28 protein-coding genes are annotated in these 21247 nt (G+C 60.1%); 12 read left to right on the plus strand and 16 right to left on the minus strand.

Going from position 1 to position 21247, the window contains the following annotated elements; genetic code table 11:
• Nucleotides 1–2 precede the first annotated feature (2 nt).
• The gene (locus K369_RS27190; protein WP_198033129.1) at nt 3–278 is read right to left on the minus strand and encodes a hypothetical protein; all 276 of its coding nucleotides are present in this window, start codon (nt 276–278) and stop codon (nt 3–5) included.
• 116 nt (nt 279–394) lie between these two features.
• On the opposite strand from K369_RS27190, the gene K369_RS27195 reads away from it, so the two are divergent.
• From K369_RS27195 to K369_RS27750, 11 genes are all read left to right on the plus strand, one after another.
• Nucleotides 395–577, plus strand: coding sequence for a hypothetical protein (locus K369_RS27195; protein ID WP_036292143.1), 183 nt, complete (start codon nt 395–397; stop codon nt 575–577).
• A gap of 13 nt (nt 578–590) precedes the next feature.
• The gene (locus tag K369_RS14460; RefSeq protein ID WP_156967931.1) at nt 591–1493 is read left to right on the plus strand and encodes a hypothetical protein; all 903 of its coding nucleotides are present in this window, start codon (nt 591–593) and stop codon (nt 1491–1493) included.
• The gene (locus tag K369_RS14465; RefSeq protein WP_198033130.1) at nt 1432–2559 is read left to right on the plus strand and encodes a phosphoadenosine phosphosulfate reductase family protein; all 1128 of its coding nucleotides are present in this window, start codon (nt 1432–1434) and stop codon (nt 2557–2559) included. Before K369_RS14460 ends, K369_RS14465 begins: the two co-directional genes overlap by 62 nt.
• The gene (locus tag K369_RS14470; RefSeq protein ID WP_051949311.1) at nt 2559–3170 is read left to right on the plus strand and encodes a ParB N-terminal domain-containing protein; all 612 of its coding nucleotides are present in this window, start codon (nt 2559–2561) and stop codon (nt 3168–3170) included. Before K369_RS14465 ends, K369_RS14470 begins: the two co-directional genes overlap by 1 nt.
• A complete protein-coding gene (locus K369_RS14475; RefSeq protein ID WP_036292147.1) occupies nt 3163–3804 on the plus strand; it encodes a hypothetical protein in 642 nt (213 codons plus the stop codon). Before K369_RS14470 ends, K369_RS14475 begins: the two co-directional genes overlap by 8 nt.
• Before the next feature lie 224 nt (nt 3805–4028).
• Nucleotides 4029–4751: a hypothetical protein gene (locus K369_RS14480; protein WP_156967932.1), complete on the plus strand. Its 723-nt coding sequence runs from the start codon at nt 4029–4031 to the stop codon at nt 4749–4751.
• A gap of 10 nt (nt 4752–4761) precedes the next feature.
• Complete coding sequence (locus K369_RS14485; RefSeq protein ID WP_036292151.1) at nt 4762–5196, plus strand: hypothetical protein; 435 nt, start codon at nt 4762–4764, stop codon at nt 5194–5196.
• Nucleotides 5196–6188, plus strand: a complete 993-nt coding sequence (locus tag K369_RS27200; RefSeq protein ID WP_036292153.1) for a hypothetical protein — start codon at nt 5196–5198, stop codon at nt 6186–6188. The genes K369_RS14485 and K369_RS27200 overlap by 1 nt, the downstream gene beginning before the upstream one ends.
• Nucleotides 6185–6769, plus strand: a complete 585-nt coding sequence (locus tag K369_RS27205) for a type I-E CRISPR-associated protein Cas6/Cse3/CasE (RefSeq protein WP_036292155.1) — start codon at nt 6185–6187, stop codon at nt 6767–6769. Before K369_RS27200 ends, K369_RS27205 begins: the two co-directional genes overlap by 4 nt.
• Nucleotides 6766–7407, plus strand: coding sequence for a hypothetical protein (locus K369_RS14500; RefSeq protein WP_036292157.1), 642 nt, complete (start codon nt 6766–6768; stop codon nt 7405–7407). The genes K369_RS27205 and K369_RS14500 overlap by 4 nt, the downstream gene beginning before the upstream one ends.
• A gap of 185 nt (nt 7408–7592) precedes the next feature.
• Nucleotides 7593–8690 carry a flagellin gene (locus tag K369_RS27750; RefSeq protein ID WP_051949312.1) on the plus strand — a complete coding sequence of 366 codons (1098 nt, stop codon included), beginning with the start codon at nt 7593–7595 and terminating at the stop codon, nt 8688–8690.
• On the opposite strand, the gene K369_RS14510 is transcribed toward K369_RS27750, so the two are convergent.
• The 6 genes from K369_RS14510 to K369_RS27210 all read right to left on the minus strand — a co-directional run bounded on the left by K369_RS14510 (nt 8691) and on the right by K369_RS27210 (nt 11204).
• Entirely contained in the window at nt 8691–9020 is a 330-nt protein-coding gene (locus tag K369_RS14510; RefSeq protein ID WP_036292160.1) for a hypothetical protein, read from the minus strand.
• Nucleotides 9017–9319 carry a hypothetical protein gene (locus K369_RS14515; RefSeq protein WP_156967933.1) on the minus strand — a complete coding sequence of 101 codons (303 nt, stop codon included), beginning with the start codon at nt 9317–9319 and terminating at the stop codon, nt 9017–9019. Before K369_RS14515 ends, K369_RS14510 begins: the two co-directional genes overlap by 4 nt.
• Before the next feature lie 114 nt (nt 9320–9433).
• The gene (locus K369_RS14520) at nt 9434–9694 is read right to left on the minus strand and encodes a hypothetical protein (protein ID WP_036292163.1); all 261 of its coding nucleotides are present in this window, start codon (nt 9692–9694) and stop codon (nt 9434–9436) included.
• Nucleotides 9678–10037 (minus strand): hypothetical protein, encoded by a 360-nt coding sequence (locus K369_RS14525; RefSeq protein ID WP_036292165.1) that lies wholly within the window; start codon nt 10035–10037, stop codon nt 9678–9680. Before K369_RS14525 ends, K369_RS14520 begins: the two co-directional genes overlap by 17 nt.
• Nucleotides 10038–10049: 12 nt before the next feature.
• On the minus strand, nt 10050–10601 hold the full coding sequence (locus K369_RS24800) for a hypothetical protein (protein ID WP_051949313.1): 552 nt from the start codon (nt 10599–10601) through the stop codon (nt 10050–10052).
• A 6-nt stretch (nt 10602–10607) separates the two neighbouring features.
• Nucleotides 10608–11204, minus strand: a complete 597-nt coding sequence (locus tag K369_RS27210; protein WP_198033131.1) for a hypothetical protein — start codon at nt 11202–11204, stop codon at nt 10608–10610.
• Between the two features lie 138 nt (nt 11205–11342).
• Here K369_RS27210 and K369_RS14540 point away from each other — a divergent pair, with 138 nt between their 5' ends.
• Nucleotides 11343–12536 carry an RNA-guided endonuclease TnpB family protein gene (locus K369_RS14540; RefSeq protein ID WP_051949314.1) on the plus strand — a complete coding sequence of 398 codons (1194 nt, stop codon included), beginning with the start codon at nt 11343–11345 and terminating at the stop codon, nt 12534–12536.
• Between the two features lie 36 nt (nt 12537–12572).
• Here K369_RS14540 and K369_RS14545 read toward each other — a convergent pair whose 3' ends face one another.
• The 9 genes from K369_RS14545 to K369_RS24810 all read right to left on the minus strand — a co-directional run bounded on the left by K369_RS14545 (nt 12573) and on the right by K369_RS24810 (nt 21127).
• Entirely contained in the window at nt 12573–12812 is a 240-nt protein-coding gene (locus K369_RS14545; RefSeq protein ID WP_036292170.1) for a hypothetical protein, read from the minus strand.
• The gene (locus K369_RS14550) at nt 12812–13060 is read right to left on the minus strand and encodes a hypothetical protein (RefSeq protein ID WP_156967934.1); all 249 of its coding nucleotides are present in this window, start codon (nt 13058–13060) and stop codon (nt 12812–12814) included. Before K369_RS14550 ends, K369_RS14545 begins: the two co-directional genes overlap by 1 nt.
• 194 nt (nt 13061–13254) lie before the next feature.
• Complete coding sequence (locus K369_RS24805) at nt 13255–15759, minus strand: hypothetical protein (protein ID WP_051949315.1); 2505 nt, start codon at nt 15757–15759, stop codon at nt 13255–13257.
• Between the two features lie 437 nt (nt 15760–16196).
• Nucleotides 16197–16502: a hypothetical protein gene (locus tag K369_RS14560; RefSeq protein ID WP_036292173.1), complete on the minus strand. Its 306-nt coding sequence runs from the start codon at nt 16500–16502 to the stop codon at nt 16197–16199.
• 496 nt (nt 16503–16998) lie between these two features.
• Nucleotides 16999–17391: a hypothetical protein gene (locus K369_RS26570; protein ID WP_210165054.1), complete on the minus strand. Its 393-nt coding sequence runs from the start codon at nt 17389–17391 to the stop codon at nt 16999–17001.
• 49 nt (nt 17392–17440) lie between these two features.
• The gene (locus tag K369_RS14565) at nt 17441–18133 is read right to left on the minus strand and encodes a hypothetical protein (RefSeq protein ID WP_036292175.1); all 693 of its coding nucleotides are present in this window, start codon (nt 18131–18133) and stop codon (nt 17441–17443) included.
• On the minus strand, nt 18130–18897 hold the full coding sequence (locus K369_RS14570) for a metallophosphoesterase (protein WP_371033315.1): 768 nt from the start codon (nt 18895–18897) through the stop codon (nt 18130–18132). Before K369_RS14570 ends, K369_RS14565 begins: the two co-directional genes overlap by 4 nt.
• Entirely contained in the window at nt 18888–19115 is a 228-nt protein-coding gene (locus K369_RS14575; protein WP_036292179.1) for a hypothetical protein, read from the minus strand. Before K369_RS14575 ends, K369_RS14570 begins: the two co-directional genes overlap by 10 nt.
• Nucleotides 19115–21127, minus strand: coding sequence for an AAA family ATPase (locus tag K369_RS24810; protein ID WP_051949316.1), 2013 nt, complete (start codon nt 21125–21127; stop codon nt 19115–19117). Before K369_RS24810 ends, K369_RS14575 begins: the two co-directional genes overlap by 1 nt.
• Nucleotides 21128–21247 lie beyond the last annotated feature (120 nt).

Raw genomic sequence — 21247 nt, forward strand, 5'->3', positions numbered from 1 at the left:
ATTCAGCGATCCTTGGTCGGCGCTCGCACTTTCTTTGCCGTGGACTTCTTCGGCGGCGCCTTTTTGGCGGGCGCCTTTCGGATCACGGCCTTCTTCGACATCGGAGCCTTCACGGGCTCCGGCTTCCGGGCGGCGGCGATGATTGCTTCGCGGCGTTGCAGTTCGGACTCGACGGCTTTTCGTATGAAAGCCGTTCTCTCCTCGTCCTCGGCAAGCACGGCGGATATCCGGTCGACGGTCCCTTCCGGGAAACGTCCAAGTATGTCCTCCGAGAACAACTTCTTTCGACCCATTCCCCTCACCCCGTCATTTTTTCTTATATAGGTTATTGACGCTTCCAATGTCAATCTTATATAAGATATCGATGCCGCCGACGGACGAAGGAGCCGGAACGATGTGCACTCATTCATACTCATACACCGTCAACTTCCGCACGATCGAAGGAGAGACGCACTCGAAGGTCTTCGTCGACGACCTCGCCGCTGCGGAATCCTATGCGACAGAACTGTCGTCGTGCATCGACGTCGATGTCGAATCCATCGAGATCGACGAGCAGGAACTGCTTGGAAATCGCTGAAACGGACGCCGCCATGATCCACCTCGGTCTCACGATCCCCGAAAAGAAGGCCCGCATCGAGGCCTACTGCCGAGAGAACGGCGTCGATCACGTCGTCATGCTCTCGCCGGCCAAGTTCGCCTTCGAGGTGGACGCGCCGCGCTTCAAGAGCGTCGATTGGCCTGAGACGATCATGTATCGGACGTTCTACCCCTTGCTCAAGGAGATCGACGCCAACACGCTCGTCGTCGTCAACGAGAGCCTGCGCGATCGCAACCGCAATTGCCTCACCTACAATTGCATGCGGCATTTCCTGTCGCAGACCCGGCGCGTCCTCGTCTTCCAGTGGCTGCCGCTGATCGAGGACATGAGCGACTTCATGATCCTCTTCGACCTGGCCACCAGTAGCCTCCGAAAGGCGTTCCCTTACGGCACGGATCTCCTTTCCGAGGTGGAGATCGAGATCGTCGATAGGACGCCCTTCTTCGCCGGCGTCCCTGTCGAGACGGACGCGAAGACCAAGGCCAAATACGCAGCCGAGCGCGAGAAGATGTTCGCAAACCTCGGCATGGGCGATCCGCACACGATCCCGCGCAATCTCTACCTCATCGGCGGGAAGGCCAAGGCAGCAGCGGCGCCAAAGACGGCGATCGTCGCGCGCAACTCGCGGCTCAAGATCGACCGGTTGGCGACGTTCCGCCAGGACGCCTATCCGGACGGCCCCTACGCAATGCTGGAGCTGCCGCACGTCTTCATGGACTTCGCCGATTTCTCGGCGCTGTCGGGGCAGACGGAATTCGACGTGATGCTCGCCGATCTCAAGGTCGACGACTGGTATTTCCGGCGCTTCAACGCCTGGTCGAAAAGGATCCAAGATGGCTACCGCGATCTACGACAGTTCGGTGGACGTTCTCACGGCCGCGCGCAAGCGGCTTGAGTTCGTCTTCGACAATTTCAGGGAGGTCCACGTCTCGATCTCCGGCGGCAAGGATTCGACCGTCCTCGCCCATCTCGCGCTGATCGAGGCGAGGAAGCGCAATCGCAAGGTCGGCCTGTTCTTCCTCGATGAGGAGGTCGTCTACGAAAGCACGGTCCGCCAGATCGAATATCTGATGGAGCTTTACCCGGAGAACACCAACCGGCTGTGGCTCCAGATCCCGTTCTGTTTGACCAACGCCGTCTCTCTGACGGAAGGCCAGCTCGTCGCCTGGGAGCCCGGCCGCCACAAGGACTGGATGCGCCCGAAGAAGGCCTATTCGATCCACGCCGCCCCTTGGGACCGCGAGAAGCAGACCGTCGGCAATAAGTCGAAGGGCTTTGGATTCTACGATGTCATCGAGAATTGGGAACGCTGCCATTCCGGCGTCGCCTATCTCGTCGGGATGCGCGCGACGGAACACACGAATCGCTGGCTGGCCGTCGTGCAGCACCCAGTCGATGTCGGCGGCGAGATGGTCCATTGGGCGACGAAGAACGGCGCGAACGTGAATTTCAACCCGCTCTACGATTGGCAATACTGGGACGTCTGGAAATACATCCATCAGGAGAATCTCCGATATTCCCGCGTCTACGACTGGCAGTTCCGCAAGGGCACGCCGTTCCATCAATGCCGTGTCTCGTCGCTGATCCATGAGAAGAGCTTCCGCTCGCTCTGCGACCTGCCTGAGTTCGAGCCGAAGACCTACGAGCGGCTCTGCGAGCGGATCAAGGGCATCTCGTTCGCGTCCGAGACCGGCAAGGCGTCGCGCATGTTCGGCGTCTCCAAGCTGCCGAAGAACTACGACTCATGGCGCGGATATCGGGACTTCCTTCTCGCGACGTATCCGGACGCGGAGAAGAAAGGGATCTTCGTGAAGCGCTTCGCGAAGCATCTCGACAACGACTACGTGGCCCGCCAGCAGTGCCGCCAGCTCGTCCTCAACGACTACGAGAACAATCTTCCGATCGCGAACAAGGAAGATCCTCGCGTCGCCCTCATCCAATACTATCGGGAGAACCTGTGATGAACATCCTTATCGAAAGCGCCGAGCAGTTCAAGACAATGCGCGGCAATCTGAAGACTCCGACGATCAAGAGCCGCCACGGGCAGGTTCCCGTCCCGGCGACCGTCACGCTGCTCGTCGCCAGGAGCCTCCTCAAGGCCAACAACTACAACCCGAACAGCGTCCCAGACGAGAAGATGAAGCTCTTGAAAATGAGCATTCTCGACAACGGATTCTGCTTTCCGGTCGTGACGATCTGGAGCGACGATGACGAATGCTTCGTCATCGTTGACGGCTTCCATCGATACATGATCACCGGCCCGAAATGGCTGGACATGGAGTTCGTCCCGATCGTCGTCCTCGATCACGACGTCTCGAAGCGCATGTATGCGACGGTTCAATTCAACAAGGCGCGGGGGACGCATCAGGTCGATCTCGACGCCGACCTGATCCGCGCCCTGATCGAGCAGGGCAAATCCGAGGACGAGATCTCCGATCACCTCGGCATCGATCTCGACACCATCCACCGCTACAAGCAGCTCACGGGCATCGCGGACCTCTTCAAGAATTCCGCCTGGTCTCCGAGCTGGAACGCCGTCGAAGGCATTCGCGAGGAGAACATCCATGGTTGAGTGGAACTATGGCGGCGCCCATCTGCGCCACGACATGACCGGCATCATCGAACTGCCGAACGACTCCAAGGTCCAGGTCGCAGATCTGACCAAGGAATTGCCGGAATTCATGATGCTGGCGGACTGCCTCTTCATCGACCCGCCGTGCAGCAACGGAAACCTGAGGTCTTTTCATACGAAGGCCGACATGGACCTGATGTACGAGTTCAAGGATTTCGAGGAGGCGCTGTTCCGACGGATCGAGACGATCGGGCCGAGGGACGTCTTCATCGAGGTCTTCAAGTCGAACAAGGCGTCGTTCATCGAGCGGCTGGAGAAGCTCTACGGCTCGGTCCGCGTCCACGACAGCTTCTACTACAACAAGCCGGCCAACAGATGCTGGATCCTGCAAGCCAGCAGGCGGCCGACATTCCCGGAATTCGACATCGGCGGAATCGACGAAGCCAAGGCGATCCAGCGCATCTGCTCGGGCTTCGAATTCGACACCATCGGCGACCTCTGCATGGGCAAGGGACTCGTCGGCAAGCACGCCTATCTCGCGGGACGGCGGTTCGTCGGAACGGAACTCAATCGCAAGCGCCTCGCCGTCCTGGTCGATTTCATCCGCGAGCAGGAGACGAAGAAGGCCGCGTGAATCGACGTTTTCGAGTGAGTGAGTGGAGTTTTTACGTGTTCAACAATAGCAGCACACAATTCGCGTGGAAGATCGCGTCCGGAAATACCGTCTACGAACCCCCGATTCCCAAGCGCGGGGAGCGATACGCCGAGGGAGACCGCTGCTGGCTGTGCGGCGGTCCGACCGGCGGCCAGGGATGGCGCAAGGAAGACGCCATCGCGGCCACGTTCACAAATCATAACTTGGCGGCCGCCCACGGCGCCGTCGCCGTCTGCCAGTCGTGCACCGCCCTGTCGCGGTCCGAGACGTTTCAGGGCATCGTCAAGGCGCGGAATCTGGACGTCAAAACGTGGACGCAGGCCGGCTGGCATTCGTACAGCCACTTCTTCGCCGAGCCGAATGTCTACGAATGCCCGGTCCCGTCCCGCGTCCGCGAGATCCTGCTGTCGCCGCCGGAAGGACGATGGCTGCTCGGAGTGAATCCGAGCGGCAAGAAGCACACGATATTCCGCGCTCCGATCTGCACGGGCAAGGAGTGGGGCGTGCAATTCGACGAGGCGCGAATCTATTCGACGACCGACGAATTCGCGGCCTGCCTCGCGGATTTCGAACGTATGACCGCGCTCGGATTCTCGAAGGACGACGTCTCCAGCGGACGCCAGAGCCACGGTTCGATCCTGCGCGCCGGCGTCTCCGCATGGGCGTCCGCCGATGGCGCGATGAAGATCTGGCGCCGCGAGCGTCCCGACCTCCTCGATCTCGTCGCCTATTGCGCCCGCTCGGCGTCCGCCCATGGCGTCGAATTCAAGGCGCGGGATTCCCCTCCCCCGCCTGCGGTCGCCGATCCGCCGGCGCCGCCTCCGATCGTCGAACCGGCATCCGTCGAACCGGCGAAACCGAAGCGCGGAAGGAAGGCGGCGAAGCCCGTCAAGCCGACCAACCCCGTCCAACTGAGTCTGTTTTGAGGAGTCTCTCTTGCTCTACAATTTCGACACCCACGACGACCGGCTCGCCGCAGCCGCGCTCGTCCTCTACGCTGCCTACAAATCCCGCGACCGCCGTCGCTTCGCCGTCTCCACGGACATGTGGGACCGGATCGAGCGCTTCGTGAAGGACGCGGCGAAGAGATCGCGCACGCTTCCGGCTTTCGTGGAAGCTCTGAAGCCGCGCCTGTGCTGCGGATCGATCTCGCCGCGCTGGCTGTCGGCGGATCCCTTCGACGCCGCCTGCGAGCGGCGCGGAACCGAATTCCTCTCGCATCTCCTCGAACGCCACGACGGCGCGGCAGTGGTGCGGAAGGCATACGACGAGACGGCCTGCGTCGTCCTTCTCGTTCGTGACCGTCTCGAGCGGGAAAAGCCCGTCGAGTCGAACAGCAACGACGCGATCAACGTGAAGGAGTCTGTGTAATGGGTAACAAATCGTATCGTCTCGACGGCCTTTTCAGCCTGAAGTCGCCGCTTTCGCACATCAGCGAGACCGTCTCGAACTCGTCCTATCTCGTCCAGGAGCGCGTCATCCAGAATGACGGCAGCGTCGCCGACGTCTTCGTCTACAGCGGAAACGCCTGGCGCGGCCAGCTTCGCGACCTGATGGCCCGCGATCTCCTCGACCGCCTCGGCGACGACAACGGCCCGGCGCGCGTCGGCCTGGACACGTTCTCGCTGCTGTTCTCCGGCGGACGCATCGGCGGCACGCAGACGACGGACATCGGGCAGGCGCGTCGCCTGCGTTCCGCGCTGCCGTCGATCGCGCTGCTCGGCGGCGGCGTCGGCAATCAGCTTCTCGCCGGCAAGGCCCGCATCGGCAACTGCTATCCGCTCTGCCGTGAAGCGTCGGGCATCCTTCCGGCGTCCTTGCGCGCCGACGCCGCCCTCGTCGAATACGCGGACTGCACGCAAAGCAAGGAGCATTCGCGCCGCGACGACAAAAAGATCGAGACCATCAACGGCTATCTCTTGCCGGCGGCCGCGATCGAGGAGACGCCGAAGAAGGGGAAGAAAGCCAAGGCCGACGACGACGCGCCGGCGACCGACCAGATGAGGATCCGCATGGAGCTCCTCTCGCCGGGCGTCAGACTCCACACCTGGATCTCGATCGAGACGGCGACCGAGGAGGAGCTCGGCTGTCTCGTCGCCGCCCTGAAGCTCTTCTCCGACGCGCCGCACATCGGCGGGCAGTCCGCGAGAGGCTACGGGCTGGTGGACCTGGACTACGCGCTGACCGACCGCACGACCGGCGCCGTCGTCGAGCATTTCGTGACCGTCGCCGACGGCGCCTGCATGCTTTCTCCGGAGGCCTCGGAGGCCCTGGCGGCCTACGGAAGCCATGTCGGCGCGCTGAAGGAAACCGCCATCGCGCCGAACGGCGGCGTCCTGGCTCTTCTGGAGGGCGCGGCGTGAGCGTCTACATCGCGAAAATCAACACGCCGCGCGGGCCGATCTCCTCGATCCATTGCGCGCTCTACGCCTGCCTGCCGCCAAGGCCGGAGGGAAGCAAGCGTCCCTTCGTCTGGCGCGTCGCCGACGGCGGACGTTCGATCGTGTTCGTCTCGTCGGAGATGCCGATCGTCCCGCATGCGACGATCTCGCTCGAGGCGGGGCGGTCCTACGAGTTCGCCATCACTTATACGCGCGACAAGCACGTCGGAAAGAAGAAAGCCCGTCACCTCGTCGAGATCAACTCGATGCTCGATCTGCGTGATCGCATCTCGCATTTCGCCGGCTCCTACGGTGGAAGCGTCGGATTCGTGCGCCACGAACACATGCGGACCCTGCATGTGCGCCGGCAGAACGAGCATCTCGAAATGCCGATCGTGGACGCCTATGGGCGCGTCGTGGTCGAGGATCCCGTCGCGTTCGAGCAGGTCGTCCTCCAGGGCGGACCGGGCGGCGCCAAGGTCTACGGATGCGGCATGTGGTGGCTGCCGGAAATCATGGAGCCGGCTCTTTCGCCGGCGAAACTCGAAAGGATCGCCGCATGAAACCGACTCTCATCCGAGCCGTCCTGGTCAACGGCTACATCACCAGCAACCCCTGGACGCCGACCATCGACGGCATCGTGGCCTACGCCTCGCAGCTTCGAAAGCACGGCGACGAGTTCTATGTCCACCGCGATTCCGAAATGGTCCCGGTGGACGACCTGCCGATCGAGAAGGCCAAGTTCAACGGACGCTGGTGGTATTCGTGTTCGACGCCGACGCCCGTCGATTCCGTCGGACGCCAGAAGCGAAACTACCACCGCCGCTTCGACGACCAGTATGAGGGCTATCTCGTCTCGGGCGTCGGCAAGGTGCTGACCAAGGCCGGCCCCTACAAAGCGGCTCGCCTCGCCGACACGCGTACGATCTGCCGAGCCGTCGAGTGGCACGTCGTCGGCGACCGTGACGCGCTGCGGGATCTCCTTGGCGACATCGATCAGATCGGAGCCGCCCGCGCCGTCGGCTTCGGCTCCGTCGTCGAGTGGCAGTTCGAAGAGGGCGACGCCGAAATCGCAAGACGCCGGCGTCCGCTTCCGCTCGAATACGCGGAGAGCATCGGCATCGCAGGGCGCAGGATGTCGTGGGGCATCGTGCCGCCGTCGCGCCTGCCGGAGTCGATCTGCGAGTGCGTCATGCCGTGAATCATGGCCGTCGCCGGGTTCCGACAGGGATTCGGCGACGGCTTTTCGATGGCGGAACCGCATCCGCATTAACCATTCGTTTCCCAATCCGCCTCTCGATTCCACACGCTGCGGTCGTATTAACACATCATTTCCGCGCCGCTGATAATTGAAACGACACGGGTTTCCATAACGAAGTCGATTTCATGTCCAGCGTTCTCACGAATTCATCCGCGATCACCGCGCTCCAGAACCTGCGCTCGACGCAGTCCGCCCTGGCGGACACACAGCACCGCGTCGCTACCGGCCTCAAGGTTTCCACCGCCGCCGACAACCCTTCGACATGGGCCGTCGCGGAAACGATGAAATCCGATCGAGGCGTGGTGTCGACGATCGCGGATTCGCTCGGGGTGAGTTCGCAGATTGTCGGCGTCGCGATGGCGGGCGTCGAAAGCACGATCTCGGTGATGAACCAGATCAAGAGCGCCATCGCACAAGCGGCACAGCCGGGAGCCGACAAGGCGAAGATTGCCACGAGCCTTGTCGGCCTGAGCGCGCAACTGCGATCGATTATTGCGTCCGCTTCGTTCAACGGAATAAACCTACTCGACGGATCGCAGTCCTCGATCAGCTTCGCGTCCGGATACGTCGATGGGAATGGGTCGGGATCGGAACTGCGATCACTGGGCTTCACGCCTGCGGCGTTAGTAGAAAATAAAACGGCAATTGCATCCTTAAACGCAAGTAACATCACTGTAAACAATGCATATCAAGCTGGACTGCTATCCTCAAGCAACAAATCGGATATATTCGATTCTGGTAGTTCTTCGAATCTCGGGTGGATTCCAACCTATGGATTCGAGCCAAACGAGTCGATATTTCCAAATAGCCCTACATATTACGATACATACTCCTATGATCTGGCCAATAATGTCATAAACGTAAACTACTATGCCAATTTCGCGGAGATATTTCCGGATTCGTCTGGTGGCTCCGGACTTGGAACCGTCTTGCTCAACCCTGTCATTGAAGGGAAAAGCCTCGATGTAGCCGATGCGGTTATTTCCCGCCTTACCGACTACGCCTCCACGCTCGGCTCGACAAAGACGACCATCGACTCCCAGCGCGGCTTCATGCGGACCCTCGGCGACGCCATGGACCAGGGCATCGGCTCGCTGGTGGACGCCGACCTGAACGCGGAATCCACGCGATTGCAGGCATTGCAGACGCAGCAGCAGCTAGGCGTCCAGTCGCTATCTATCGCCAACAGGGACGGCGACATCGTCCTGAAGCTGTTCCAGTGATTATGTCCGTCCGCCTCGGATGGTCTCGGCCATTCTTCCGAACGCCAATTTCCTGATCATCAAATATCGGGGAGCCGCCTCGTCCGATCCCATGCCAACGACGGCCACTGCGACGAAAGCGAATCCCGCCGGCAGGAGGATCAACGCGCTCCACAGACGGTCGGCAGGCGTCGGCTCGACCCGATATCCGCGATCGCGAGGCGCTTCCGGAGCCAGCAACAGCGAACTGACGTAGTTCGGCCAGATCGCCATCGGAACGACCGCAAGGCTGTAACTGACCGCGACGACGACCGAGAACACGATGTCGTCGATCCATTTGATGACGTTCATTTTATCTCGTTCTTCAGGCCTTTTATGCGCCGGTCGACTTCGGCTGCGAACGCGTCCTCAATGATCGCCACGATCTCCTCGGGTGTCCGTCCAGCTCCTGCGGCCGCGATGCAGGCGTCCGTTGCGCGATGGACGACCAACGAACATTCCGATTCGATGTAGATCAGTCTGGACGCCGCCATGTGCCACCGCATCGCGATCCGGACGAGTTCCTCGATCTCAGGTCTCGGCGCCTTCCGCAGGGCGTGGCGGGCGGCTTCGGTCTTCGAAATATCACTATCGCGGGGAATTCCGAACAATTCGTGGTCTTTCAAGGGATTTGGTGAAAACAGCGCGCCTCCTTAGCCCCGCGCAAGCCGATCGTCAACGCGGTCCAGTTTCTGCTTCGTTTCCGACGGTGCGGAAAACGGAAGTCAGGCCGTCCCCGCCCGCGCCGCCATGTCCGCCAGGGCGACGCCGACATCCTGGACGAAATCCGCCACGCCGGGATGGCTCTTCGCGAGCTCCCTCGCCTTGGTGTCCCGCTGCGCCGGCGACAGGCTGGCGTCGCGAAAGATATTTTCCATATCAATGACGAACACTGCGGATGGAATCGAGATCCGATGCAACGGCACATGGAATTCCGATGACGGAAACAGCCGCGTCAGCGCGATGATTTCACTGGGTCTGAGCATAGTCGGTCTCCTTCGATGCCGATGTCTTGGATTTTCGGCGTTCTTCCCGCCGATAGCTTTCGAGCTCCAATTGAAGGCACTCGATCTGCGCCTTCATGGCTTTCAGCACATCGTCGTGCAGATCCGAAATTCCTTCGCGCAGCGCAGCCATCTTCTCGCGAAGATCGACGCTGGATTCGCGATCGAGGAGCGTTTTGATGACGTGGATCGCTTGCAGGCACGGAACCGCGACGAAACGCCGGTCAAAACTCGCTTCCGCCGCAATCTCGAGTTCCTCGAGCAGACGCTCGGCCTCGATCGGCGTCTCGTCGACATGCATGTGAAATTCCGCCAGCCTGTCCATTGCCGGACTCCTTCAGATCACATCCGACCAAAGCAGATCGACGACTTCGTTGAAGTCGAGCGGCTGGACGATCAACACATTCCGCTCCTGCCAGTCCTTCGCACCGCCGCAGAAATATTCGCCGCTGGCGACGCAATAGGCGATAGGTGTCGATCCGACGACCTCGCCGTTTTCCGTCACTTCCTTCCAATATTCGGTGCGGAAACACAGATTGCCGCCGAAGAGGAACAGCCCCGGCCGGCAGGCCTCCAGCGAGACGGGGCCGCGCGGCGCCTCGTCTTCATCGTCGTCGCCATCGACCGGAGCCGCGTCGACCTCATGAACGACGGTAGCCTGGAAGCCGTTGAAGGCTTGAAAATCGGACGATCGATCGAACGGGTCGGAATTATGGTCGCTAAAAACCCGCGCGATCTCGATTTCGGCGTTGTCTTCGAGGCCGAGCTGCTTCCGCAATTGACGTTCGATGATCGCCTCGATGTCCTGCACCGAGACGCGGAACACGGCTTCCCGGCGCGTCTTGGTCGTGGTGATGTCCTTCTTCGTCTCGAATGGAATCTTGCTCATCGCCCCTCACTCCGTTTCGACATCCCAGAATTTCCCGGCGCGCACGATTGCCTCGTCGTTCCCGGCATCGGTATTGTCGTGCGGTTCATCGAGCCACGCCGCCAGCGTCCAGCCATCGGCTTCCCACATGAAGACGTCGCACCATCCGCCGTTATCGACGCTGTAGAAAAGACTCCAACCCTTGCGCGGGCGGACTTTGCCCTTCTCCTTCCGTCCCTCGAAAAGCACTGGATACCAGCCCGATTTCGAAGGCGATTTCGTCGGCGGCTGCTCTTCGCGCGGCCACTGGAAAACCTTGTCGATCAGGTGATCCCCGATCCTGGACGCCACGTCGCAATGCGCCCGATCGACTCCATATGTCGTCACATGCTCGCCGTGCGGCGCCGGATCGTCGCCGACGCGCCGGGCGTAGATGATCACTTGGTCGTAGCCGTAGTCGTCGGCGATGCGCTTCGCGGCGGAGATCGGAATTCGCTTCATTTTACGTGGCTGCGACATTGGAGTGTCGTTCCTCTTTGGCTTTTGACGCTTGCGTTCCCGATCGGGAACATTTTCCGGCAAACGAGCGATCTCGGATGAAAGCTTCCCGATCGGGAACGTCATGCCGACTCCTTCGACGACCATTGAATCGAGCGATGAATTCAAAGTGATTTGCCGTCAAGAAGCCTTCAGGCCGGGGAGCGATAGCGGCGGTAAAAAAATCGCTTTGAATTTTCACGCGCATAATTCACCTGTCGAATCATGATCAAGCGCGGCTTCCGATACCGGCTCGACCCGACCGACGAACAGGAACTCATGTTCCGGAAGTTCGCGGGCGTCTGCCGCGCCGTCTACAATGCCGCGCTCCATCAACGCGAAGTATTCTGGCGGCAGCATCTTCGGACGGAAGGAAGGCACGTTTCCTACGTCGGACAGGCTGCGGAACTGACCGCGCTTCGCGCCGAGTTCGACTGGATCAGGGAAGTCTCCCAAGCCTGCGAGCAGCAGGCGCTGCGCGACCTCGACAATGCGTTCCAGCGGTTCTTCGACGGCGTTTCCGGCTATCCGACCCCGCGCCGGAAGGGCAAGAACGACGGTTTCCGCTTCCAAGGACGCAATGTCGAAGTCGAGAAGCTCAATCGCAATTGGAGCCGGGTGAAGCTTCCGAAGATCGGATGGGTGCGCTTCCGCGACACACGACCAATGGTCGGGAAGCTGAAGAACGTCACCGTCTCTCTCGACTCGCTCGGATGGCACGTCTCCTTCGCCCGCGAGATCGAGCATGAAGCTCCGGCGAATATCGCGCCCGCAGTCGGCATCGATAGAGGAGTCGCCAATTCCATCGCCATGTCGACCGGCGAAATGGATTCGATCGGCAAGGAGCGGCTCGCCGTCCTCGACCGGCGTCGCAGGAAGCACCAGCGCGATCTGTCCCGGCGCAAGCGCGGATCGCAGCGCTACGGCAAGACCCGCAAGCGGGTCGCCGCCGTCGCCGCCAAGGGGGCTCGCGTCCGCGAGCATTTCAACCATGTCCGGACGACGCGCATCGTGCGGAACTTCGGCACGGTCTGCATCGAGGATCTGAACATCGCGAACATGACGGCGTCCGCGAAGGGCACGGTCGAAGAACCGGGAAAGAACGTCGCGCAAAAGGCGGGACTGAACCGCTCCATCCTCGAGCAGGGTTGGGGTCAATTCGAGGAATTCCTCACCTACAAGCTCGCCGCTTCCGGCGGCGTGCTGGTGAAGGTCGATCCGCGCAACACTTCGCGGAAATGCTCCAACTGTGGCCATATCGACGCTCGCAATCGCGAAAGCCAAGCATCGTTCCGATGCGTCGAATGCGGACACGAGGCTCATGCCGACGTGAATGCGGCCATCAACATTCTTCAGGCCGGAACGCGGCCTTCGGAAGAGGCGAAAGCCCCACGCCGAAAATCTCGGAAGGCCGCCTAGGCCTTTCGCATAAATCTCCGAAAGGGGAAGACGTTATCACAACGATTCCTTGGACAACCGCTCCACGATCCGCTCCATCGCGGCCGCCGCGCCAGGATTCAACGACAGCATTCCGCGAACAAGGAACTGCCTTTGAGCCGGATCCGCCTTCGACGTTTCGTTGATCCTCGAAACGAGATCGCCGGCGAGAACGTCATCGCGCCGATCTCCTCGAAGGCCGCCAGACTGCTCGATCACGGCGGCCCACTCGATGGCTTCCAGCGCGGACAGGGACATCAGGACTTTCCTCTGTCCTGCGCCAGCTTCATCTCCTCAAGACGCTGCAACTCCATTTCAAAGACCCGGCGAAGGAGTTCATTTTCCTGGAGTGTTTTTCCGCCGCCTTCCTTGTCCACAAGCCTGCCACGATCCGCAAGCAGGAAGGCCAGCAGCTTCTCCTGATACTCGATGGCATCCTTGCTCGGACGACGACCTTTGACCGGAGAACGAGCGGCGGCACGCCGCATCTTTCTTTCGAGAGACATTATTGAATTCCCCGTGCTTGTCGTCGGCAGCGTGTTCGCCGACCTTCAAATCAATGGGTGAATCCAAGCTCGGTAAAAATCAATGGTGCGAAAGATCTTTCTGAAACGCATCGAATCCTAGGATTATTCACTATACGAAATATCGGGCGTTTATTTCGTATAGCGAATAAAATCCCGATACGAAGACAAGGCCGTCATCGACGGCGCCGCTTCTGCGGCTTTTCATATTGATTCCGCTTTACGCCCATAGCCGCGTCCATTTCGGCCATTTCCGCAGGAGACGCAGTGCCTCCCCACCACGCCAGAAACTTCAGTGCGCGCGCGTCGCCTTCCGGATCTGGACAATTTGCCGTCGGAATCTTCGAAGCCGTTTTTGGAAGACGATCATTCGTGCCGTCCGATGAATTTGAATTTGGATTCTCGATCGCAGGAACGTCCTTCGAGTCCTGTGCCGTCACATGGACAATCCCAATTTCATCATCACGAATTGCCGTCTCCGAGGATGTTTCGACAGATGTGGCGATGGAAATCGTTGAAGGCGGAATCGACGGTTCAATTCGTGAAGACGATTGGCCGAATCTTCCAAAACGTGAAGGACGACTCTTGTGAATGACGGAGCAATTCGAAGCGGATTCCTCGGACGAAGAAATATCGATCGATGCAGGAATTATCCCGTCTCCATTCTCGCCGTCATCCACACCAATGATCGTCTCCGGAACGATGGATGTCGTCGATGACGGAATCGACTTTGCAGGGGACGACGACCGGTCAATCCTTCTTCCGAACCGTCGCGGATTCCCTTTCACGTCGATGATCTTTGAGACATTCGCATCGACCTCGCCGAGAGATTCCCCACCGACGGTCTTCGAAATAGCCACGCTTTCCACGGTCTTTTCACCGTCGTTCTCGACCGAGATTCCAGCCGTGATTGACGTCTTCACCAATCCGCCCCGCAGACGCGCCAATTGACGTCCCAAATCGGACTTGCGATGTGCGAAATCCGCAGTGTCATTCACGGCCTGAATCTCCAATTCATCAACGCAGTCGTCTTCCATCCACCACGACGGAATATCCACACCATCCTCATTCGAGTTATCGTCCCAAGCCGGCAGGGACGGAATGACGATGTCGGATGCGACGACTCTTTCGATGCTCTGATGTTCGATCTTCGTTTCGTCTTCCATCTTCCCCCTGCGAATTCCTTCTCCATTCCGGGGATCTATAGACCTTCGTTTATCGCGAGAGGCGCAATCGTCTTTTGTTTGTTGGGGAGTCGACCTCTCGTTCATGTATTTATAAGCGGTCGGCTTGCTGACTCTGGCCTCGCGAGCGATGGATGCAGCCGAGACTTCCTTCCCGGCTTCTCGAAGTCTCGAGATCGCGGCAAGAACGGCGTTGCGGGCGGTCGCCGCTCTGCATTCTGCGGAATATTGGGCTCCGACAGCCTGACGTTCCGCGACCGTCTTCAATCCCTTGACGCGATCCCGGCACGCTCCCCTGTCGCGCCCGTTCGCGGAGCAGCGATCGGGATCCCATCGCCCGGCGGCATAGAGCGCCACGCGACGGATCATTTTCATGAGACGCTTTTGCTCGGACTTCTTTTGAAACATATGTCCGATTTCGGCGGTGCATTTCGCCTCGAGGATGTCCGCCAGCGCTTCCGTGTCGCCGATCGCGTCGAGATATTCCGGATCGCAGGCGTGGTGCATCATTCTCAGGGAGTCGAAGGCGATGCGCTGCGCCGCACAGAAGGCCGCGTTAGAGTCGTTTTTGTCCAATCCCGAACCCAGCGCCGCAGCGTCCCTGGCGAGATCCCCATACCGACGTCCGGTGTCGACGCACTCGGCCCATTCCGTCAGATCGGGAAACGCCGTCCCGTTCCAGATTTCCCTGGTCCAGTGTGAACTGAGCGGGCTCTTGCCCTTTCCTTCATTTGCGATCGCGCTGATGTCCGCGCCGAGGTGCAGCAGCGCCGCGGTGCATCCGCGCACTACGCCGTCGAACAGCGCCATGATGCGCTTGTTGCAGCGCTCGTCGTCGGGGTCGTACCAGACCTGCGAGCCGTACGGTAAAAGCCACCAAAGATGCGGACGCCGCAGGGTTCCGTCATGCTCGACATGACCGACCGGTATGTGCGGCAGACACGGCAGATCGCCTCGATCGACGACCTTCTGAAGCTCGTAGCGCAGGTAGGCCATCGACGGGAAATCCATGTCGAGATCGACCCGCCAGCCGTGTCTCATCAGCCGCGTCAGTTCGATGACCGGCATGTCGAGAGCCAGCAATTTGCTGTCTGCCAGCGGCAGGAATCCCTTTTCATAGCCGGCATGCAAAGAATTCGCGATGCGCTTTTCGATGAGTTCGTTGGTCTCGTCGCCGAAGCGTTCATGCGTCCGACCGTGGTAGACGCGGGGGGTCGCCGCGATGAAACGCCTGAGGACGTGCTCTTCCTCCGACGCCAGTCCGACCTCATGAAACGGTTCGATGAAATAGGCGCCGACCATCCCGCCCGGCCATACGAAGCCGGTTTCGAGACGCTGCTTTACGAGATCCATTCTCGACTGATGACGCTCGATCGACGCCTTCGCGAGCTCGGAGACTTCCGCCGTGGTGATCTTGCGCTTTCGACGCCTCAGCTCGCTTCGAACGCCGCGCATGGCGGCATAGTCGGAGTCGAATTTGTCGATGCTGACGTCCATCAGGAACTCGAAACAAAACGAGCGCCGAGAGGCCCCACTCCTCTCGGCGCTCTGAACCGTGCGCGACTTGCGCCTGCGCGACGGATTCTAGAATTCCGTTTCGATGCACGTGGGGCATGCACCACCCGAAGATGGCGCCGCCTCCCGCATGCCGCAATAGGTATTCAATGGAGATATCAATGTGTTAAGCGCAGCGTCGCTTTCGGACACCCGCGTAAAACAGACTCTTTCGCGCCTTCAGATGCAACTACGCATCGAGAGTCGAAAAATCACTGTCGCGTCGTCATCGACACATGGAGGCTATCCTGGACATGTTTGCGAGGCATCGAAAATGATGACGTCGCGAGACGGCTGGAAAACTTTTTGAAAATATTTTTTCGAGGGCCGTCGAAAAATGGGGTCGAAGCGCCTTTTTGGACGAGATCGACCCCGAGGCATCACGGACACCGCAGGAAATCGTGCTCGGCGCCGCCGTTCACGCGCAGCGATATCCAGTCGCGGTCTCCGTCGTTGTAGCTGCGAGCCGTCACAGTTGCGTTCGAGAGACTCGCCCCGAACGCCCGGTCGCATATGCCTTTCCATGTCACCGTCTCGCCGGAGCGACTCACCGAATTGAACCGGCATTTCAATTCCGGTGAAGAGATCTCCATCCGCCCGATGGACATCGCCGCGAATTCGCAGGCTTCCCCGTCGGAACCCCATTTGCCGACGATGGATTTCGCGGCCTCCGTTGGAGTGGACACGACGGCCAGCGCAGCGACCCCTCATTTAATCGTTTTTTCCAAGGCCGTAATCCTGGTGTCGGTGTATGAAAGGATATCGCACGAAGTGTCTTGATTTATGCCGTATTGCGATTCCGCCCGTCTCCCACTAAAATCAACTGACTCCATTATGTCGGTGGCGGGAAATGGGAATCGGTGAAACGATATTCTGGTATGCGGTCGGCGGAATTGTCGTTCTTGCAATCGCATGCTCGATAATCAACTCCATTTACGAATGGTATCAGCGCGACGTCAATAAAAAGTGTCCTGCATGCGGGGAATCCGGCGTCTTCGAGCAGGTCTCGGACGTCCTCAAAAACAAGCGCAGAACCAGTAGGAGGATTTTGCGAATGGAGGGGGCGGACAGGTATTACGAAAACGAATACACTACGACGGAATATTGGGAATCGACATACAGATGCTCAGCATGTGGGCATGAGGCCGTCTATGAGCACACGGATTCGTATCGGTCCTGAATTCACCGACACCGCACATAATCCCTCTCGACACCTCCATTGATCCGCAAACCAATCCGCTCATAATCGCCGTCGTTGTAGCTCCGAGCCGTCACGGTGGCGTCAGCGACTCGTGAACCAAAAGCCCGGTCGCACGAACCGCGCCACGTCACCGTCTCACCGGATCGGGAAACCGACGTGAAATGGCATCTCAACTCCGGCGACGAAATCTCCATCCGTCCGATGTTCGTCGCCGCGAATCCGCAGGCCTCCCCATCAGATCCCCAGCGTCCGACAATCGATTTGGCAGCGAATGCCGGTGTAGAAGCGATGACCAGCATGCATAGAATTTTCTCCATCGACGCCTTCCGTAATCGTTTTACCATTTTGGACCCCCAAAATAATCGTTTTTCCATGGCCGTAAGCGTTTTTCCATATTTCAGACCGGCATGTAATAGGCTCCAATCAGTCGCTATTCGGCGCCACGATGGCGATGATCGCGAGTTCTTCAGCGCTGCGCGTCATCCGATTGACCAGAAGTTCATCGAATTCCGGCGCGTCCGATGCGATGCAATCCAGCGCGCGCTGACTGAAATCGACGGGATAGAACCCCTCCGACAGCCATGCATAAGACGTGTTCGCATCGAGCCCGATCCGTCGCAGTTGAGAGCGATATAGGTCGAGCTGGTCCAGCGTCGGCGTCCGCCACCCGATCCCCGTGCCCCACCAGTTCCGAGCGATGAATTTTGCGACCTCCGCCGCCGGCTCCCGCATCGTCAGCCGCAATCCGGCGAACGTTTGCTGCCGGCACCACGTCCCGCAGATCTGGTGTTCGATCAGCGACCATTTGAATCCCGGCGCCAGGACCGGGACGAGATGAGGGAACACCAGAAACGCGGTCGGCGTCATGATGTCGTGCGCGTTCGGCTGGGCATTCACCCATTCCTTTGCGTCGTTGGCATCGATTTGGGATCGGCGCGAATATTCGAGCAGGACATCGCGCCCGTTGTCTCCGATCCATTCGCAGACGGGGTGATCGCTCGAATGCGAGAAGACGGATTCGGGGAGCATACGAAGTGGGAGAACGCCGTTCGGCATTCCCTTCTCCGCGCGGAATGGCCCGAGAATCTGCTCGATGTCGTCGTGCTCGATCGTCATGCGTCTACCTCCACGACAAGCATGCCGAACTCCGTGTTTTCAGGCAGTCCTCGAAATGAGTGAGGCCCGTAGCCTTTCGGATTGCAGATCACACGCGTCTCGCCAACACGATAGTCGAACGACGAATGCATGTGGCCGTGAATCCAAAGCGCCGGTCGATATTTCTCGATCAGCCATGTGAGATCGCTAGCGAACGCCGGCGTCAAAGGATCATTCGTGAACTGCGGAGCCACCGAGTCTGGATGCGGCGCATGGTGCGTCACAACGACCGTCGGACCGTCGAATCGCTCCTTCAGCCGCGCCTCTAAAAAGCACAGGTCGATGACGTGCAGTTCGTGCGCTAGCGTCGGCGTGAACCCATTGATCAAGCGATGATCGTTGAGCCATCTGCCGGCCTCCGCCATCGCCTCGTCGCGCCGTCCGAACAGATCGTAGTTCGTCCAAAGCGTCGCCCCGAGGAATCGCACGCCGTTGATGACGACGCGACCTCGGTCCAGTAGATGGACATTCGTGCCCTTCGCCGCCTCGGCGCCGGCGAAGACTCGCGCCTGGATCGAGCCGCCGTAGAACTCGTGGTTGCCAGCGACGTAGACGACCGCCGCCGGGAAGAACTCCATCTTCGCCCACTCCACAGCGGAATTCGGTGGAGAATGGATATCGCCGGCCAGGACGACGACATCGTGCGGCGGGAGGTTCTCCGGCATGGACCATTGGTATCCGTGCTCGATGTGGAGGTCGGATAGAACAAGGATTTTCACAGACACTTTCCCTCCACGATTTCGAGTGCCTGCCGAGCGAGAATTCTCCGCTCGGCGACGGCTTGGGCGGCTCGGTCGGTGCCGGCGAGTGAATACAGATATTCCTCGCGGTCACCGAGCGGCAGCAGTCGATAGACCCGCTCCATCGCGGCGTCCGACGTGATTGCACCGGCGCGCCAGCTTCTGGCGACGTTGTCGATTGAGTTTCCGAAGATCCTCTGCATCAGCGGACCTCCATTGTAGCGGCGTCGGCGATCTCCGGAACATCCTCGGTCGCCGCGATCAACGCCGCAATCTCCTCACCCGTCAGAAACCGCTCCTTGTCCGCCGCCTTTGCGAGCCGCAGCAACGCCGAATGATGCTTTCGGACGAGGTCGAACGTCGCCGTATAGACGGTGTCGAGCGTCTTTTTGACGGCCGCCTCCGTGGCGATTCGATTCTCGAAATGCTCTTCGTCGACATGCATCAATCCCGACGCACCGAGGCCGCCACGCGTGTGAAGCGTCCTCGCAGTCGCGGTCGCCGCCTCGATGTCCGCGACACAGAGCGTGGACGGCTCGCCGAGGACGACATGCTCGGCGGCGCGCCCGGCCAGCAGGGTGCCGATGTTGTGATGGAAGTCGCGCTCAAAAAACATATTGGATTTGCCGACGTGGACATATCCGCGATCGATATCGAGATAATCGATCGACACTTTGTACAAATGCGCGACCAACGCATGTCCCGACTCGTGCAGCGCCGCCCGCCACGGATCGACGCCATGCGGCTTGATCGACCCCCTCACCGCCGCGACAAGATCGTCCGCAGTCACGCGCCGACGAGCGCGCCGAGCGATTCTGCGAGCATCGCGGCAGGCCATTTGGATTTCGGCGGGCGTCATTCCTCGGCACGCGCGGGCCGCACGGGCGTCGTTGAGACCGAGGTGATGGCGGATGATTCCCGGCAACTCGGCGACGCCGGGCGCGGGAATGATGACATGCCGGTCCAGACGACCGGGACGGCGCAGCGCGGGATCGATCTTGTCGGGGTAATTGGTCGCCGCGATGACGATGATACCGTCGCGGCCGTTTGCGCCGTCGAGAAACGCCAGCCAGGCATTCACGATCGGGCCGAACCAGGAATCGTTGTGGGCGTTTTGGCCGCGAGTGCCGATTGAATCCAGCTCGTCCAGGAAAAGGATAAACGGCCCGCTCGCCGCCTTCTTTTTCCATGCCGTGAACTGCTTCTTCAACTCCTTGCAAACGGAATCGCCGCCAACGGAGTTCCCGTGCCAGTCCGAATATGTGGACACGACGAGATCCAGACCGCACTCCATCGCGAGAGCGCGCGCGAACGTCGTCTTCCCGCAGCCGGGAGGTCCTGAGAGAAGGACGCCCTTGTCGACGTCATGCCATCCGATCCGTCCGTCCTTGTAGTCCCGCAGATCCGCAGCGAGCTGAAGACCCCACTCCTTTGCGGCTCCGAACCCCGTCATCGCCGAGAGCCTTCGAACGACGTCGGCCGCCGCGTCCCCGATCGGAGCCGCGGATTCCGCGATCATCTGCTCGAGGTCGTCCATGTCGTCATTGATCTTCTGCGTGCCGCGCTTCTGCGCAGCCTTGATCCGCCGGCGAATGCGGTCCAGCGCCTCGTCGACGGAGATTCCATGACGCAGCACGGATTGCGTCCACTCGACGGTCGCGTCGACATAGACGTCATCGAGCGACAGAAAGTGATTCGAGCGCGTCACGGCCCGAAAGATCCGACCGAAAGTCGCAGGCTCGTCGAGATCCAGGAGGATTCGCATCGAGTCGGACATCTCGACCAGGGACGACGGCAGCTTGCTCACGCGTCCGATGCCGATGACGGTCGGGCAGGTTTGCCAAAGCCCTGTGAACGTCTTGTCGTCGGCGTCGTCGAGGATGAGCCCGATGTCGCGTCCCGCGCTCGGGCTCACGGTGACCCGCCCCTTAAACAAAGCGGCGAGCATGCTCCTTACGCAGCCGCCGACCTTTGAATCGTCCTGCGTGATGAGAATGTGGGTGCCGTCAAGAATGCGGTCGTCGATGCCCGAGGCGTCGAGGACGGCGGCGCCGATGATGAGATCGAGATAGTCGTGCCGGGCGGGGTCGGGGATGATGAGGTCGTCACGAAACTGGTCGGCCCACGGCTGGTCGCCGTCGTCGGGCTTGGCGGTGGGCGCCGGCGGGGTATTCAAGAAGGCGAGAACGCGTTGGGTCCAAATGTCCTTTTGCATGGGTTGCACCTTTGTCTTAGGCGCAATCATATACTCCGGATTTGCCAGGCATTTCCGCGGCTGGACCCTAAAATTTTACTGTCCTGAAAATCGTCAAAATTCAGGACAGCAGCCGGGGGC

This window comes from Methylosinus sp. PW1 (assembly GCF_000745215.1).
Classification (GTDB): Bacteria; Pseudomonadota; Alphaproteobacteria; order Rhizobiales; family Beijerinckiaceae; genus Methylosinus.